The following is a 15,617-nucleotide window of genomic DNA, read 5'->3' as shown; positions in this document are numbered from 1 at the left end:
GTGATCTCTCCTGGACTCTCCAAGGTTAAAGCCCCTCGCGCGTCACGTAGGTATAAAACCGGATCGCGCCATCCGGGGCGACTTCCCGATACAGCCCCTGGATTTCAGCCTCGAAGCCGGGGAACAGGTTGGCGCTGCGCTCGAACATCTTGAAGTAATCCAGCATCGGCTTCGAGCGTTCGTTGATCCTCTCGCCCGGCACAAGGGTTCCGATGCCGGGCGGATAGACCAGCATCAGCGTGGTGGCGATGCGGCCGTCGATCTGGTCGATCGGCAGATAGTCGACCTTGTTGCGGGTCAGTTGCTTCACGGCCTCATGCGGCTCCATCACCATATCGGGCAGATGGGCTGGCGAAAACTGCGCCTTCTGCATCGCGCTGGTGCCGGCCTCGCGGTGGAAGGCGTGGAAATCGTGACAGAGGTCGCGCAAGCGGAGGCCGCGATACCGCTTGGGGCGTCGATTGACGAATTCCGGCATGGCCTCCTCCAGCGGCACGTTTTCGTCATGCAGCCGCTTGAAGGCGACGAGGGCACTGATCAACGTACCGGCCTTGCTGGACTCGACGCCCGGCGTCAGCAGAAACAGCAAAGAGTTTAAATCGTTCTTCTCGGCAACCACACGGTTTTCGCGCAGATATTGCGCCACGATCGGGGCCGGAACACCATGCTCCGCATAGGCGCCGGTCGTCCGGTCGAAGCCCGGCGTCAGGATGGTCAGCTTGGCCGGGTCCGTCATGGCGTAATGCTCGGCCACATGGGTGAACCCGTGCCAGGCCGCGCCCGGCGTATATTCCCAATATTGCCGGCCCGCCGCGAGTTCGTCTGTCGGCACGCTTTCCCAAGTGGCTTCCCGCGGCTCGTCGCCGTCGACGAGAGGCGGGAGGCTGACCTTGTCGGCCACGAAGGGATCAAAGAACCAACGGCGCAGCGGTTCTTGCTCCTTCTCCTCGAACTCGCGCCGGATCGCGCGGAGCTTCTTCCGCAATTCGATGCCGAGCCGGATCGTATCATCCCACAGCACGACGCCGGAGCGGCCCTTCATCATCTGTGCGCCGACATCGAGCGAGGCGAAGATTGGATAGAAGGGCGAGGTCGACGCGTGCAGCAGGAAGCTTTCGTTGAAGCGTCGATGCTCGACGCGCCGGGTCTGCCCGCGGATGTGGCTATCCTTGGTGTGGATCTGCGAGGCCTGCGAAAAGCTCGCGAGCTGTTTATGCGTGGATTGAGTCGCGATGATACCAGGCGAGGTTTCGTCCAGAGATTTCAGGCCCATGGCGAAGCTTCCGGCAAATAGCGGATGGAACTTCATGAAGCCGGCCCAGGCCTCGTCGAACAGGATGTAGTCGCAAAGGTGGCCGATCTTGGCTAAGATCATCTCGGCGTTATAGATCGTGCCGTCATAGGTGCATTGCTCGATCACGGCGACGCGGAACGGCCGTTCGCGCTGCCACGCGTCCTTGTCCTCGATCAGCGGATTGGTCCGGATTTTCTCGCGAATGGCCGCTTCGTCCAGCGCCTCGTGATAGATCGGGCCGATCAGGCCGAAGGCGTTGCGATCGGTTTCGAGAAACACCGGGATGGCACCGCCCAAGAAGAGCGCGCCATGCACCGCCGCCTTGTGGTTGTTGCGGTCGAACAGCACGAGATCGCCGTCCGTGACGAGAGCCGACAGCACGATCTTGTTCGAGGCCGAGGTGCCGTTGAGCACGAAATAGGTTTTTTCGGCGCCGAAAATGACAGCCGCTTCCTTTTGGGCCTGCAAGGCCGGCCCCTCGTGGACCAGCAGGTCACCGAGATCGAGCACCGAATTGTCGAGATCGTCGCGGAACACCGCCTCGCCGAGATGTTCGACGAAGATGCGCCCGATCGGGCTACGATTGTAGAAGATGCCGCCGTTATGGCCGGGACAGGTCCAAAGCTGGTTCCCCTCCTCCGCATAATCCACCAGCGCGCCGAAGAAGGGCGTCTTCAGCGTCTCGGCATATTGCTTCAGACGGCTGACGAGATTGCGAGCGATGAAATCCGGCGTTTCTTCCGCGAGAAAGATGTAGCCGTCGATGAAGTCCAGCACCTCGACCGGAATATCCTCGAGCCGCTTGCGGCGCACCATGATGATGATCGGCATTTCGAGGCCGCGCTTCCGCATCAGGTCGATCAGCGCCGCGGCCTTGCCGTCGAGGCCGCGCTTGCCCCAATCCACGACCATGCAGCCGATCGCCGCATCGGTCTGCACCGCAATGGCCGCGTCGTCGACCCGTCGCGCACGCACCACTTCGAAGCCGAGTTTCTCGACCGAGGAGATGATCTGCTGAACCCGCACGCCCTCGAGATCGTCGGGATCGAAATTGGGCGCGCAGATCAGGACGGTGAAACGACGAAAGAAGTCCATGTGGCTCGCGATCCTGAAGAAAAAAACTAGTCCTACGCTTCGGTCTTTGACGATCTTGTGACGGCGCCTCGAATCGCGTCCGTCACGGTCCCGATCAGGCGCCGCCGCCATCCCCGCCATCAGGCGCCAAGGCGCGGCGAACGCCCCAGTCACGCAGAAACTCGCGCATGTCGTCCGCGACGAAATAACGGGCGCTGTCCACATCATAATGGTCGGCCAGCAACTCGTCGTAATCCGTCATCCGATGCCGGATATAGGCCACGAGCGATAGCCACGCGGCTTCTTCGGGCGTGGCCCGCTTGAGAGCGGGGCTGCCGCAGGCATGGTCGACCACCACCGCAAATTCATGCGCCGGAAGAGCTGGCGCCAAGCGCCGCAAGGCTGTTTCGAGAGAGGTCTGTCGCGTCATCACGGCAGGCGATGAACCGAGCCGGCCCGCAAGGCAAGCCGAAATTGCCGCTCGATCCGCCCGGACCGTCGTCAACTTGCAATGAAGCCCGCAGATGGAGTGGGATGGGATCGGATCTTGCAAGTCCGACAAGACTCCGCTCCGCTCCGACCGACGAGAATGACCCGCATGTACGAATTCGACATGATCGTGATCGGGAGTGGCCCCTCGGGGCGGCGGGCCGCCGTGCAAACCGCCAAACTCGGCAAATCCGTCTTGGTTATCGAGAAGGGGCGCCGGGTCGGCGGCGTGTCGGTACATACCGGCACCATCCCGTCCAAGACGCTACGCGAGACGGTGTTGAATCTGTCGGGCTGGCGGGAGCGCGGCTTTTATGGCCGGTCCTATCGGGTCAAACACGACATCGACGCGACCGACCTCATGGCGCGCCTTCACAAGACGCTCGATCACGAGGTCGAGGTCCTCGAGCATCAATTCAGCCGCAATGGCGTCAAGACCGTCCGGGGTGCGGCGCGTTTCGTCGATCCGCATAGTGTCGAGGTGACGACCGACGCGGGTGAGAAAAGCGTGCATTTCGCCCAACACATCCTCATCGCCTGCGGCACGCGACCGTTTCGTCCCGATTATGTGCCGTTCAACGGCGTCAGCGTCTTCGACAGCGACGAGATCATCGAGATGAAGCGCTTGCCGCGCAGCCTCACGGTCATCGGGGCCGGCGTCATCGGGGTCGAATATGCGACGATCATGAGCGCCCTCGATGTCGCCGTGACGCTGATCGAGCCACGCCCGACCTTTCTCGACTTTATCGACAAGGAATTGATCGAGGAGTTCGTGCATGATCTGCGCGACCGCAACGTGGCGCTCCGGCTCGGCTCGGCCGTGACCACGATCGAACTGCGGGACGATACGACGATCGCGACCAAGCTGAGCGACGGCCGCACCGTGATCAGCGACATGCTGCTCTTCGCGGCCGGGCGCGTGGGCGCGACCGACACGCTCAACCTCGAAGCCGCCGGGCTGGCGACGGACCATCGCGGCCGCATCGCGGTGGAGCCACGGACGCTGCAGACGATCGTGCCGCATATCTATGCGGCCGGGGACGTCATCGGTTTCCCGAGCCTCGCCTCGACCTCGATGGAGCAAGGGCGCCTTGCTGCCTGCCACGCCTTCGGGCTCGAGCCCCCGCCCCCGCCCGAGTTCTTCCCCTACGGGATCTATTCGGTGCCGGAAATTTCAACGGTCGGCCTCAACGAGGAGGAGATCCGCAAGCGCGGCATCCCTTACGAATGCGGCATCGCCCGGTTTCGGGAAACCTCGCGCGGTCACATCATGGGGCTCGAAACCGGCATGATGAAAATGATCTTCTCGCTCAAGACCCGGCGTCTCCTCGGCGTTCATATTGTTGGCGAGGGCGCGACCGAGTTGATCCATATCGGCCAGGCGGTCCTCAACCTGAAAGGCACGATCGACTATTTCATCGAGAATTCATTCAACTACCCGACGCTTGCCGAAGCCTATAAAATCGCGGGTCTCGATGCGTGGAATCGGATGACGCGCTCCTGAACGCACCCGGTGAAGGCGCCGCCTCAGTGTGTCTCGGTCGGTGCGGCGGTGCCCGGTTCAGACCCGTCGCCCACCAGCACCTCGGGCACGGTCGGCGCGACCGTCCCCGAGGCCGGCGCGGCACAGGGCGGTCCGGATCGGTAGGCAGCCTGTACGGCACGCGGCTGCGTCAGCACGGCGGGGTTGAGCAGATCGTCGAGGGCCTCGCGTGTCAGCAGTCCACGCTCCAGCACCACATCGGCCACAAGGCGACCTGTCTGATAGGCTTCCTGGGCCACGGAACTCGCATTGGCGTAGCCGATATAGGGGTTGAGCGCCGTCACCAGCCCGATCGACCGTTCGACGCTTTGGCGCAGATGGTCCTTGTTGGCCGTGATGCCGCTGACACAGCGATGCTGCAGGATCAGGCAACCGTTGCGAAGATGCGTCAGGCTCTTGAAGAGGCTATGGGCGATCACCGGCTCGAAAGCATTGAGCTGCAATTGACCGGAGGCGGCCGCGAACGTGATCGTCGTGTCGTTGCCGATCACCTCGAAGGCAACCTGGTTCACGGCTTCCGGGATCACGGGATTGATCTTACCCGGCATGATGCTCGATCCGGCCTGCACGGGTGGCAGATTGATCTCGCCAAGGCCGGCGCGGGGGCCGCTCGCCAGGAGACGGAGATCGTTGCAGATCTTCGACAGCTTGACGGCGACGCGCTTCAGAACGCCGGAGAGTTGCACGAAGACGCCCGCATCCTGCGTCGCCTCGATGAGATTTCCGGCCGTCACGACCGGAATGCCGGTCAGGTCCCGCAACCGTTGGCAGACGACGGCCGAATAGGCCGGATGCGTGTTGATGCCGGTGCCGATCGCGGTCGCACCGAGATTAATCTCGCAGACCAACGCCGCCGCCTCGCGGAGCCGCTCCTCGTCCTCAGCCACCATGACCGCATAGGTGCGGAATTCCTGCCCCAGCGTCATCGGAACGGCATCCTGCAGCTGCGTCCGCCCCATCTTCAGCACGTCGGCGAATTCGGTCGCCTTGGCGTCGAAGGCTGCGCGAAGCAGCGCCATGGCGTCGATCAGCCGGAACACTCCGGCGTGAACCGCCAATTTGATTGCGGTCGGATAGACGTCGTTGGTGCTTTGGCTGAGGTTGACCTGTTCGTTCGGATCGAGCGTGGCATAATCGCCCGCCCGATGCCCCATCAGCATCAGGGCACGATTGGCGATCACCTCGTTGGCATTCATGTTGGTCGACGTGCCGGCGCCGCCCTGCAGCACATCGACGACGAAATGTTGGTGCCATTGCCCGGCGCGGATCTCGGCGCAGGCGGCTTGGATCGCCGTGGCTCGCTCGGGATCGAGGAGCCCGAGTTCGGCATTCGCGGCGGCCGCCGCGTGTTTGATGCTGGCCAGCGCCGCGATAAAATCAGGGTAGATGCTGATCGGGAGACCCGTGATGGGGAAGTTCTCGAGCGCCCGGAGCGTGTGGATGCCATAGAGCGCGTCCATCGCGACCTCCCGGTCGCCCAATAGATCGTGTTCGAGCCGAACCGCATCCGTCATGGTGGTTCCATCCGGTTATCGATGTCTGTGGGCCGCTCAAGGCGGACCGATCGGGAAGGATACGGGCAAATGACACGGCACGGAAAGGCCGTCGCGCGTGACACCCTGGCTTGAGCGTGGCAGCATCATGCGGCGCTGGTCGCCCGGCAACCGAAACGCTCGGAGTGGGCAAGTTAAGCCGATGATCGAGACCCCATGAACGATACCCCATGAACGACGCCCGATGAACGACGCCCGATGATCGAGACCGTGCAGGCGGCGGCTCCAAATGCTCCGGACGCCGTCAAGCAACCGCGACGGCCGAAGCTCATCGAGGTCCTGGGTCCCGGCCTCATCACCGGCGCCTCCGACGACGACCCGAGCGGCATCGCGACTTATTCGCAGGTCGGCGCGCAATTCGGCTATCAGATCGGCTGGACGATGCTGTTCAGCTATCCCTTGATGTGCGCCATTCAGGAGATCAGCGCGCGCATCGGCCGGGTGACGGGGCGCGGCATCGCGGGTGTCCTGCGGATCCACTATCCCGCCCCGGTGCTCTATGGTCTCGTGGCACTTCTGGTCGTCGCCAACACGATCAACATCGGAGCCGACCTCGGCGCGATGGCGGCGGCCCTCCAACTGCTGATCGGCGGCCCGGCTCTCGTCTACGTGCTGCTCTTCGGCGTCGTGTCGGTCCTCTTGGAGGTGTTCGTCCGCTATTCGCGCTATGTGTCGGTCCTCAAATGGCTGACGGTGTCGCTCTTCGCCTATGTGGGTGTCGCCTTCGTGGTGCATGTGCCGTGGCTGACCGTGGCGCATGCGCTGGTGCTCCCCGAGATCAAATATAATGCGACTTATCTGACCGGTATCGTTGCGGTCCTTGGCACCACGATCAGCCCTTATCTCTTCTTCTGGCAAGCCGAGGAGGAGGTCGAGGACGTCAAGGAGCGGACGGGAGCGCGCCCGCTGGAACGCGCGCCCGAACAGGCCGAGGCGGAGTTCCGCCGGATCCGGACCGACACCTATGTCGGCATGGCGTTGTCGAACATCGTCGCCTTGTTCATCATCATCACAACGGCCGCGACGCTGAATCAGAGCGGCGTCACCGATATCCAGACCTCCGCTCAAGCGGCCGAAGCGCTAAGGCCGATCGCCGGTCCTTTTGTTTTCGTGATCTTCGCGGCCGGCATCATCGGCACCGGGATGTTGGCTCTCCCTGTCTTGGCGGGTTCCGCGGCCTATGCGCTCGGCGAGACCCTCGGCTGGCATGTGGGGCTCGCCCGCAAGCCGGGACGAGCGCGTGGGTTCTATGGTGTCATCGCGGCGGCGACGCTGGTGGGCGCGGCTCTCAACTTCACACCCATCGACCCTATCAAGGCTCTGTTCTGGAGCGCTGTCATCAACGGCATCGTGGCCGTGCCGATCATGATCATGATGATGTTGCTGGCCAGCCGCGCCGACATCATGGGGCGCTTCGCCCTGCCGCCGCTCCTGAAAGGTGTCGGTTGGCTCGCGACGCTGGTGATGGGGCTCGCGGCGGTCGGCATGTTGGCCACGATGAGCTGATGCTGCCAGACGTTCGACCTCGTTCCTCTCCGGCCTCATTCAGAAGCATCGATCAAACGCATACAGTCCGGCGTCACCTTCACCCGCTTGTTCAACATGCAGGCTTTCAGACGATCGGGATCGTTTGTCACGTCGGGACACAGGATTGCGACATCCGCGGCACAAGCCTCCCGCATGCGCTGCTGCATGGTGCGGGCTTCAACCGGCGTTGAGGCAAGCAGAAGGCCGACGACAAGCGCGAGCGCAAGCCTAGACCAGACTTTATCGATCGCCATCATTGAACCTCCCCTTCTACAAACACCAACGGTAGGCTGCCGCACGGACCCGGTCGAGAGCCGCAAGCCGTCTCTGCCGCATCCCAACAGGGGGGACACAGCATGCAAAATCCGTCGCAACCGACCATCGCCCGCATCGAGGACCGGACTCGCGAGTCGTGGGACGATCCCGTTCGCGGCAGTGTCTCGTGGTTTACCCTGTTCAGCAGCGATATCACGCCGACCGACAGCATGAGCGCTGGCATCGCTGAGATCCTACCGGGAGGCGGCAGTCTACAGTGCCACCGCCATACCGAGCCGGAGATTTATTTTATCATCGAGGGGACCGGAATATTGACGATCGAGGGGCGCGAGACGACCGTCAGTGCAGGGGCTGCAGTTTTTATTCCGGGCAATGCAGAACATGGCCTTCGTAATGAATCGGGCCGTGATCTTCGCCTCTTCTACATTTTCCCAACGGGTTGTTTCGCCGATATTTCCTATCACTTCATCCCCGAGATGACCTAACGGCAGCATCGCATTTAGGGCGATGGTTGGTAGAGCACGACCGATGGATTGTTCAACAAACGTCCCCTATCGTTCAACGCAGTTCACTGTCGTATGAACTGTTAGATCGAACCTGTACCGAGGTCGTTGCAGACTTTTTCAAGTCGGTGGAACCGATCAAGGCCTGCAACATTATGGGTTGTGCATTTAACAGAAACGACGTCTTTATAGATTGTTGAGAAAAAACGGCAATAATAATTAATTACTAATTTATTTAATATCGTGTCAGTGGTGCTGCGATTGGGAGTGTCACAGCACTCGAAACCTGAATTGGTCGGGGTATCGAATAACGATCGGGGGTTCAGGTCTTCTCTACTGTCGTGCAAGTGAGGGGAATGAAGCTATTGACCGAAACATCATCATGCACCGCGGCTGACGACCTCTGGACAAACCTGTGCAGTGACCGCGCTCGCATCCTCAAGGTCGCTCGACAGCTCGTCGCTGCCAACGGGACGGTCACAGAAACACGCGAGGAGATCGCAGCGCTCGCGGGGGTGACGGCCGCCGCCGTCAGCTTCGAGTTTAAGGATCGGGGCACCCTGCTGGCAGTCGAGCGTCAGACCCGCGATATGACAACGGCCACGCGCCCCTATCCACAGCGCCGACGAAAACCGTGACGGTTGAGCGATCGACCGGCCTCGTGATGTGTCCAAGACCCGTTAGGGCGGTGCTGTATCGAAAGACTGGCCTGAACCGCGTGGCTTCCGCGATATCCACCATGACGCTCGGCGGTGTCTGCAGCGCGACAAAGGCTGGCGCTGTTGAGGTTGTGCCCGAAACGATCGCTAGCCAACCATTCGGCATGAGCGACGAGGAGCGACCGAATGGCCTCCCGTCGAGATTGCCCGCGGTACTTGTTGCTGAGAGAGCCGCAGAGGCGGTCTGACAGACGACATCCCAACCGCCCTTCAATGAGGATCGAAGGCCTGACCGTTCGTCAAAACCGTCATGCGGGAGCCGCTTCGAGACGGAAACACGGACGATTTATCTCTCGATCGCCTGTTTGCCGCGTCGTCGCCTGCCGGGTCGGAACGCTGCCGTCGCTGGTCGTGAAGCCAAAAGAGAGCGACGCCTGCAAACGGGCCAAGCCACATGGCGAGGCAAATGATGAGGTCGCTCAAACTCGCATGCATGTGATGTCTCCCAAGGCAGGCTACCCGGAGAGGCTAGCGTCGCTGCGTGTCGGTCCGACCATCTCTTTGTAAAGAAGCCTTGCGGGTTGAAGACCATTTGGCGACCGCGCGGTAAGTGAGCCGTTCGGCTTTTGCCTTCAAAGCGTCGCGCCCGCTTCACGAAACTTCACTTTGCTCCAGCCTCGTAGAAACCTAGCCGCCCTTATATGCTCTTCAGCTTCATTCAGGGACTGACGAGCACCATGGCCGAGCGGCTTCTGATCATCGACGACGATCTTCGCTTGGCCGCCATGGTGGCGGATTATCTGGCACAAGCCGGCTATCTCGTCGAGGGGCGCGCCACGGGTCTCGATGGGATCGAGGCCATCGCGGACTCGGTTTACGATGCGGTGATCCTCGACGTCATGCTGCCCGACATCGACGGCTTCGAGGCACTGCGCCGCATCCGCATGTCGTCGCAGGTGCCTGTCCTGATGCTAACCGCGAAAGGAGAGGAAACGGATCGCATTATCGGCCTCGAAATCGGCGCCGACGATTATCTGCCGAAGCCGTTCAATCCTCGTGAACTCCAGGCGCGGCTCGGCGCAATCCTTCGCCGACAGAGAAAGCCGGAAGAGCCCGACACCCATGTGCGGTTCGGTCGCCTTCTGATCGACCAGGGATCCCGGACGGTTCGCATCGACGGCACTCTGAAGTCACTGACGAGCTATCAATTCGATCTCTTATCAACCTTGGCGACCCACGCGGGCCGGGTGCTCAACCGCGAACGCCTCCTCGATCTCGTGAAAGGCGAGGAGTTGGATGCGTTCGATCGCTCCATCGACGTCCACATCTCGCGGATCCGATCGGCCATCGAGGATGATCCGAAACATCCGCGCCGTATCATCACGGTTCGCGGCAGCGGCTATGTCTTCGCCAAAAAGCAGGACGTGGCCCCATGACCCGCATCAACCAGCGCCTGTTCTGGAAACTCTACCTGACGCTGCTGACCAGCTTGACCATCGTGGCGGTGCTGATGGGCGGCTTGTGGTGGTGGCTCGGGCCCCTATCCCAGGAGCGGTGGGGCGCCTTTCGGATCCATATCGTCGATCAACTCGTGACCAAGCAGGACCATCCAGCCGGCGCGCTCGCCGACACCATCCAGCGGCTCGGCGACGACATCGGGTCCGATATGTCCCTCTACGATGTCGACCGGACGCTGTTGGCGTCTCGTGGTACGCCGATCACCGCGCCCCAAACCAGCAAAGACGCAGACTGGCGTCCGAATCTCTTCACGCGGATCGATCTACCGGACGGCCGCGTCGTCCTGGTTCGCCTGCAGCATTTCGCCCAAAGCCGGATCTGGGGCATCGCGCTGGCCATTCTCGTGGTGGCCGGGGGGGTCGGGCTCGGTGCCTTTCCGCTGACGGCGCGCCTGACCCGGCGGCTCGAGGATCTCCGGGCCGGCATGGAGCGTTGGGGACAGGGCGATATCTGGGTGCGGGTCGACGATCGGGGATGCGACGAGGTCGCGTCGGTTGCCCGGACCTTCAACACGACCGCAACCCGGCTCAACACGGTGCTGCTATCGCAGAAGGCCTTATTGGCCAATGCGAGCCACGAGTTGCGCTCGCCGCTCACGCGGCTCCGCATGGCGGTCGATCTCTGGGTCGGAAACCCTGAGCAATTTCGTCGCGACGAAATCATCCGAAACCTTGCCGAATTGGATCAGTTGGTCGAAGAGATCCTGCTGTGCAGTCGTCTCGATCATTCCGGCGCGACAATCGGGGCCATGGATCGGATCGATCTTCTCGGCCTCGCGGCCGAAGAGGCCGCACGGGTCGGCGCGACCCTCGACGGAGAGCCAGTCGACGTCATCGGCAATGAGACGCTGCTCCGACGTCTGGTTCGGAACCTGTTGGAGAATGGGCTGGAACATGGACGTCCGCCGGTCAGCATCGTCATCTCGCGCCACGGCGACACCGAGGCCCGGATCGTCGTCGACGATCGGGGCGACGGCGTTCCGCCGGAAGAGCGGGAGCGCATTTTCGAGCCGTTCTATCGTCCCGGTGGACGCAGCGAAGCGGGTGGCGGCTGGGGCCTTGGCTTGTCGCTCGTGCGCCAGATCGCGGGACATCACGCGGGTTCGGTGATCTGTGACAGTCATGAGGGGCTCGGAAGTCGCTTCATCGTCACGCTCGCGGCCGAACGCCAAGCCCAGCCGGATAAGGTTCAGCCTGAGACGCCGGCAACCCTGGCTTCGATCAACACCGACACCGTTCGACGCGCCGCGCGAACGGCGCCGGACATCGAAGCCCTGAAGCCGATCGGGTCATGATGCCTCCGGAGGATCGTCACCTGCGCGCGATCAAGCGTGGCGTTCGAAGCGGCACCGTTCTGCGGGTTGCGCTCGCGAGCGTCATTCTGGTCGCTGCGGCCGTCTTCGGAGTTCGCGAGATTCGCGCCGCGGGAAGCGCAGGCTTGCGAATTGCGGCCGCAACTCATTCTGCGGCTGAACCCGCAGGCGGAGTCGCGGGGCTCGACCCAAGCGCTTTGGCGGGTGATTGGAAGAGCGCGAGCGATCCAACGCTTCTCATCGTGACCCGTCGCGGCGACGTCTGGTCCGACCGGGGCGGACTGCAGGGAGCCGCGATGCCGGTCCACGCGGGCGTGAACTTTGCTTTCGGCAATGGCGCATTCTCCTGTGCTTACGCCATTCAACTGAGAGGTTCCGACGAGGCGGATTGGCACCTCATCGATCGGACCGGCGCCCCCACCTGTCCGTCCGGGGTGTTCCGTCGTCTGAACCCGCTCGCGTCCGCATACCATCCCGTCGCGCATGGGAAGACGACCGCCTCGTCGCCCTGATCGGTGGGACCCGACGAGGCGCGCTTCCAAAGAGCCGCAGGTGGCGTCAGTCTCGAATCTGCACCGCGGCGCAGCCACCCGTTGCGTCAGAGGTAACCCGCATGACCAATGGGCATGCGGCCGCGCGACCTTGTATCGAAACGCTTGAGGTGGTGCGGACGGACGTCGCTCACGCCATCGGGCGGCGTGTCGTTGAGGGTCATGGAACGGCCGATCGAGGTGAGCTTTGGAAGCGAACGTCGTCTTCTTGTCTTTGGCGCGGGATTGTGCCCAGACCTTGCCGATCTTCTTCGATTTTATGGCGTCGCTGAGGGACAGCGGCATGCAGTGCGCCGCCATCATCGGCGAAAACGGCTCTCGCGACGCAACGAAAGATCTTCTCAGGACCGCTCAAGCCGGAGGGCTTGTGGCGGTTTCGACCGATTTCATGGCGCAGATCCCGGATCGCCTTCAGCGGATGGCGGTGGGTCGACAACATCTGAAGGAACAGCTCGAGAAATCGAGTTGGACGCCGCGCTTCGTTTGCATCGTCGATCTCGATAATGCGTTCGAGCAGCCGCCGACCCCCGCCTCGTTCAGCAACGCCATCGCAAAGCTGGAGCATCGAGGCGTCTTCGCCGTATCGGCGACGTCACGGCCGCTCTATTACGATCTTCTTGCCTTTGAGGATGGCTCGATCTCGTTCGAATTTCTGCTGGATGAGATCGAATCGCATCAGACCAACCTCTTTGCCTATTATCGCTTCTTTAGAGACCACATCGACGAGCAGCGCCGCCTGCTGACATCGCCCACCGACCGCCAATGCACCTCGGCCTTCAACGGGTTGTGCCTCTATCCAAACGAGGCCTATGCGCTCGGGTCCTACATCGATGCGGCGTCGCGACGGTGCGAACATCTGACCTTCAATCGGCGGGTCGCCGCAGCGACGGGCCTGCAGATGCTGATCGATCGGGAGCTCGTCCTCAAGACACCGAGCGACCATAACGAGGAAGCCTTCGTTCCCTTCGTGATCCGGCGCCTCCGCAAGCGACTGCGCCTTTAGGACGATCGCCGCTTGCGGCATCGTCATGACCGTCCCGCTGGCGATCCACGGTCGTCGCCACGGCGGTATCGGCACTTGGCACTTGCGTCAGTCTCTCAAACCCGACTATCCCGGCTCCAAGCCAACGGTTTAGGCGGCACGAGGAGGATGACACCATGAAAGCGCTGCGCTGCGACGAGCCTGGGCGGCTCTCCCTCATCGATCGCGATGAGCCGAAGCGAGACACCGACGATGTCTTGATCCGCATCATGCGGGTCGGCGTCTGCGGCACGGATTACCATATCTTCCACGGCAACCAGCCTTATTTCGCCTATCCGCGCGTCATCGGCCACGAACTCGGCGGCGAAGTCGTCGCAGCACCGGCCGGCAGCGGATTATCGCCGGGTCAGATCGTCAGTATCGAGCCCTATCTCTTTTGCGGCGAGTGTCGCGCCTGCCGAAACGGCACGACGAATTGTTGTCGCAACCTCCAGGTGCTCGGGGTGCACCGGGACGGCGGCGCCTGCGGCTTCATCGCAGTCCCGGCCCGCAACGTCATCCCGGCCGACGGACTGAGCCTCGATCAAGCCGCGATGGTGGAATTTCTCGCGATCGGCGCGCATGGGGTGAGGCGATCCGGCCTGGGCCCGCATAGCCGGGTGATCGTCGTCGGCGCGGGGCCGATCGGCATCTCGGCCGCCATTTTCGCGAAGGCACGAGGCGCGGAGGTCACAGTGCTCGACGTCAACGACCGCAGGCTCGCCTTTTGTCAGGATAAGCTCGGCGTCGATCAGGTCTTTCAGGGATCACCCGACATCAAGGACCGGCTCGACGCGATCACCGCCGGTGACTTTTTCGATGTGGTGATCGACGCGACAGGCAGCCCGGCCGCCATGCAGCAGGGTTTTGGCTATGTGGGGCATGGCGGCACTTATGTGCTGCTCTCGATCGTCCGATCCGCCATCACCTTCGACGATCCGGAGTTCCACAAACGGGAAACCTCGCTGCTGGGAAGCCGCAATGCAACGCGGATCGATTTTGAGACGGTGCTGACGGCCATGCGCGACGGCCATGTGCCGACAGACGCGCTTGTGACGCATCGGGCCCCGTTGGACGAGGCACCCGGGCAGATCCCGGTGTGGTCACGGCCGGAGACGGGCGTCATCAAGGCTCTGATCGACATCTGAGGCGGACCATCACGGCAGCCGTGCCGATCGGAGGGGGTGATCGGCGGGGATCACATCGGCCGCCGATCCGTGTTCTGGTCGGGTGCGGCAGGTCGACATTGCCGGCACAGGCCCAGCCGGAAGCGGCACGGATCAGAGCGGGCCATACGCCGCCTTATGTATGACGGCGCCGATACGCGGCTGGTGTGACGCCGACCTGGCGAAGGAAGGCGCGGCGAAGCGTGTCGGCATCGGCGAAACCGCATTGATCCGCCGCCAGCTTGGGGGGCGCGCCTGATTGGAGCAGACGCTTCGCAGCTTCGATCCGGACTGTCTCCACAAAGGCGGCCGGCGTGGTGCCGACCTCGGACCGGAAGAGTCTCGCGAAATGACGCGGGCTCAGGCCAGCGCGCCGCGCCAGCTCAGTGTTACCGTGGTCGCCGGCAGGATCAGCGATCACCGCGCGCTGCACGGATTGCAACGCCGAACGACCTGCCGGGCTGCCAAGGCCGCGCCGGCTATATTGCAATTGGCCGCCGCCGCGTCGAAAGAACATGACGAGTTGGGCGGCGACCCGACGGGCGATTTCGGCTCCGAGATCCTCTTCGACGAGCGCAAGGGCTAAATCCAACCCGGCCGTGACCCCCGCTGCCGTCCGCAAACGGCCATCCCTGATATGGATCGCGTCAATCTCCAGGATCACCTTTGGAAAACGCTTGGCGAGGCTGTCGGCCACCGCCCAGTGGGTGGTGGCTCGTCGCCCGTCGAGGAGACCGGCATCGGCGAGCAGGAAGGCGCCCGTGCAGACCGACCCGTAGCGTCTCGCCGCGGCGGTCGCCCGGCGAAGCCATTGCATCAACTTATCGTCATGCGCGCGCCGCGCCAAATGCGGGCCGCCGGCGACCAGCAGGGTATCGAACGCGCCGGCGCTCTCGTCGCCGTAGACTACATCCGGAAGGAGTCGGACGCCCGACGAACAGGTGATCGGCCCCGGCGCCGTCGCGATCACAGACAGGAGGTAGGCGGCGCCTCCGCTCTGAACGTTGGCTTCGGCGAACACGTCCAAGGGTCCCGAGACGTCAAGGAGTTGAGTGCCTTCGATCGCGAGGATGCCTATTGTCCGGGCCACATCGCCTCCACGTCCGACATCGCCAACCTTTGGCAGGAATC

The 15,617-nt window shown here is 62.7% G+C and carries 13 protein-coding genes; 8 read left to right on the top strand and 5 right to left on the bottom strand.

Going from position 1 to position 15,617, the window contains the following annotated elements:
- Window positions 1-25 precede the first annotated feature (25 nt).
- Both LGH83_RS17530 and LGH83_RS17525 read right to left on the bottom strand, forming a co-directional pair.
- Window positions 26-2,389 (bottom strand): Orn/Lys/Arg decarboxylase N-terminal domain-containing protein, encoded by a 2,364-nt coding sequence (locus tag LGH83_RS17530; RefSeq protein WP_227401905.1) that lies wholly within the window; start codon window positions 2,387-2,389, stop codon window positions 26-28.
- Between the two features lie 94 nt (window positions 2,390-2,483).
- A complete protein-coding gene (locus tag LGH83_RS17525) occupies window positions 2,484-2,798 on the bottom strand; it encodes a DUF2293 domain-containing protein (RefSeq protein WP_227399738.1) in 315 nt (104 codons plus the stop codon).
- A 168-nt stretch (window positions 2,799-2,966) separates the two neighbouring features.
- Here LGH83_RS17525 and sthA point away from each other — a divergent pair, with 168 nt between their 5' ends.
- Window positions 2,967-4,361, top strand: a complete 1,395-nt coding sequence (gene sthA / locus LGH83_RS17520; protein ID WP_227399737.1) for a Si-specific NAD(P)(+) transhydrogenase — start codon at window positions 2,967-2,969, stop codon at window positions 4,359-4,361.
- Window positions 4,362-4,384: 23 nt separating this feature from the next.
- Here sthA and aspA read toward each other — a convergent pair whose 3' ends face one another.
- Window positions 4,385-5,914: an aspartate ammonia-lyase gene (gene aspA, locus LGH83_RS17515; RefSeq protein WP_227399736.1), complete on the bottom strand. Its 1,530-nt coding sequence runs from the start codon at window positions 5,912-5,914 to the stop codon at window positions 4,385-4,387.
- A gap of 237 nt (window positions 5,915-6,151) precedes the next feature.
- On the opposite strand from aspA, the gene LGH83_RS17510 reads away from it, so the two are divergent.
- On the top strand, window positions 6,152-7,459 hold the full coding sequence (locus LGH83_RS17510) for an NRAMP family divalent metal transporter (RefSeq protein WP_227399735.1): 1,308 nt from the start codon (window positions 6,152-6,154) through the stop codon (window positions 7,457-7,459).
- A 35-nt stretch (window positions 7,460-7,494) separates the two neighbouring features.
- Here LGH83_RS17510 and LGH83_RS17505 read toward each other — a convergent pair whose 3' ends face one another.
- Window positions 7,495-7,737 (bottom strand): hypothetical protein, encoded by a 243-nt coding sequence (locus LGH83_RS17505; protein ID WP_131114734.1) that lies wholly within the window; start codon window positions 7,735-7,737, stop codon window positions 7,495-7,497.
- A gap of 99 nt (window positions 7,738-7,836) precedes the next feature.
- Here LGH83_RS17505 and LGH83_RS17500 point away from each other — a divergent pair, with 99 nt between their 5' ends.
- The 6 genes from LGH83_RS17500 to LGH83_RS17475 all read left to right on the top strand — a co-directional run bounded on the left by LGH83_RS17500 (window position 7,837) and on the right by LGH83_RS17475 (window position 14,468).
- Window positions 7,837-8,241 carry a cupin domain-containing protein gene (locus tag LGH83_RS17500; protein WP_227399734.1) on the top strand — a complete coding sequence of 135 codons (405 nt, stop codon included), beginning with the start codon at window positions 7,837-7,839 and terminating at the stop codon, window positions 8,239-8,241.
- Between the two features lie 1,414 nt (window positions 8,242-9,655).
- Entirely contained in the window at window positions 9,656-10,354 is a 699-nt protein-coding gene (locus LGH83_RS17495) for a response regulator (RefSeq protein WP_227399733.1), read from the top strand.
- Window positions 10,351-11,730, top strand: coding sequence for a sensor histidine kinase (locus LGH83_RS17490; RefSeq protein ID WP_227399732.1), 1,380 nt, complete (start codon window positions 10,351-10,353; stop codon window positions 11,728-11,730). Before LGH83_RS17495 ends, LGH83_RS17490 begins: the two co-directional genes overlap by 4 nt.
- Window positions 11,727-12,260 (top strand): hypothetical protein, encoded by a 534-nt coding sequence (locus LGH83_RS17485; protein WP_227399731.1) that lies wholly within the window; start codon window positions 11,727-11,729, stop codon window positions 12,258-12,260. The genes LGH83_RS17490 and LGH83_RS17485 overlap by 4 nt, the downstream gene beginning before the upstream one ends.
- A gap of 226 nt (window positions 12,261-12,486) precedes the next feature.
- Window positions 12,487-13,302 (top strand): glycosyltransferase family 2 protein, encoded by an 816-nt coding sequence (locus tag LGH83_RS17480; RefSeq protein ID WP_227399730.1) that lies wholly within the window; start codon window positions 12,487-12,489, stop codon window positions 13,300-13,302.
- A 155-nt stretch (window positions 13,303-13,457) separates the two neighbouring features.
- Window positions 13,458-14,468 (top strand): zinc-binding alcohol dehydrogenase family protein, encoded by a 1,011-nt coding sequence (locus LGH83_RS17475; RefSeq protein ID WP_227399729.1) that lies wholly within the window; start codon window positions 13,458-13,460, stop codon window positions 14,466-14,468.
- 154 nt (window positions 14,469-14,622) lie between these two features.
- Here the strand turns inward: LGH83_RS17475 and LGH83_RS17470 are convergent, their stop codons facing one another.
- The gene (locus tag LGH83_RS17470) at window positions 14,623-15,576 is read right to left on the bottom strand and encodes a GlxA family transcriptional regulator (protein WP_227399728.1); all 954 of its coding nucleotides are present in this window, start codon (window positions 15,574-15,576) and stop codon (window positions 14,623-14,625) included.
- Window positions 15,577-15,617: the final 41 nt, after the last annotated feature.

The sequence above is a fragment of the Lichenihabitans sp. PAMC28606 genome, from assembly GCF_020616535.1.
Classification (GTDB): Bacteria; Pseudomonadota; Alphaproteobacteria; order Rhizobiales; family Beijerinckiaceae; genus Lichenihabitans; species Lichenihabitans psoromatis.
Note: the sequence above shows the minus strand (reverse complement) of the source record. Positions and strands in the feature narration are given on the sequence as shown.

What these genes read in the sequence shown, in the direction of transcription:
- LGH83_RS17490 (WP_227399732.1), top strand. Translation starts at nt 10,351, where the DNA reads ATGACCCGCATCAACCAGCGCCTGTTCTGGAAACTCTACCTGACGCTG.
- LGH83_RS17485 (WP_227399731.1), top strand. Translation starts at nt 11,727, where the DNA reads ATGATGCCTCCGGAGGATCGTCACCTGCGCGCGATCAAGCGTGGCGTT.
- LGH83_RS17510 (WP_227399735.1), top strand. Translation starts at nt 6,152, where the DNA reads ATGATCGAGACCGTGCAGGCGGCGGCTCCAAATGCTCCGGACGCCGTC.
- LGH83_RS17500 (WP_227399734.1), top strand. Translation starts at nt 7,837, where the DNA reads ATGCAAAATCCGTCGCAACCGACCATCGCCCGCATCGAGGACCGGACT.
- LGH83_RS17475 (WP_227399729.1), top strand. Translation starts at nt 13,458, where the DNA reads ATGAAAGCGCTGCGCTGCGACGAGCCTGGGCGGCTCTCCCTCATCGAT.
- LGH83_RS17525 (WP_227399738.1), bottom strand. Translation starts at nt 2,798, where the DNA reads ATGACGCGACAGACCTCTCTCGAAACAGCCTTGCGGCGCTTGGCGCCA.
- sthA (WP_227399737.1), top strand. Translation starts at nt 2,967, where the DNA reads ATGTACGAATTCGACATGATCGTGATCGGGAGTGGCCCCTCGGGGCGG.
- aspA (WP_227399736.1), bottom strand. Translation starts at nt 5,914, where the DNA reads ATGACGGATGCGGTTCGGCTCGAACACGATCTATTGGGCGACCGGGAG.
- LGH83_RS17495 (WP_227399733.1), top strand. Translation starts at nt 9,656, where the DNA reads ATGGCCGAGCGGCTTCTGATCATCGACGACGATCTTCGCTTGGCCGCC.
- LGH83_RS17505 (WP_131114734.1), bottom strand. Translation starts at nt 7,737, where the DNA reads ATGATGGCGATCGATAAAGTCTGGTCTAGGCTTGCGCTCGCGCTTGTC.
- LGH83_RS17530 (WP_227401905.1), bottom strand. Translation starts at nt 2,389, where the DNA reads ATGGACTTCTTTCGTCGTTTCACCGTCCTGATCTGCGCGCCCAATTTC.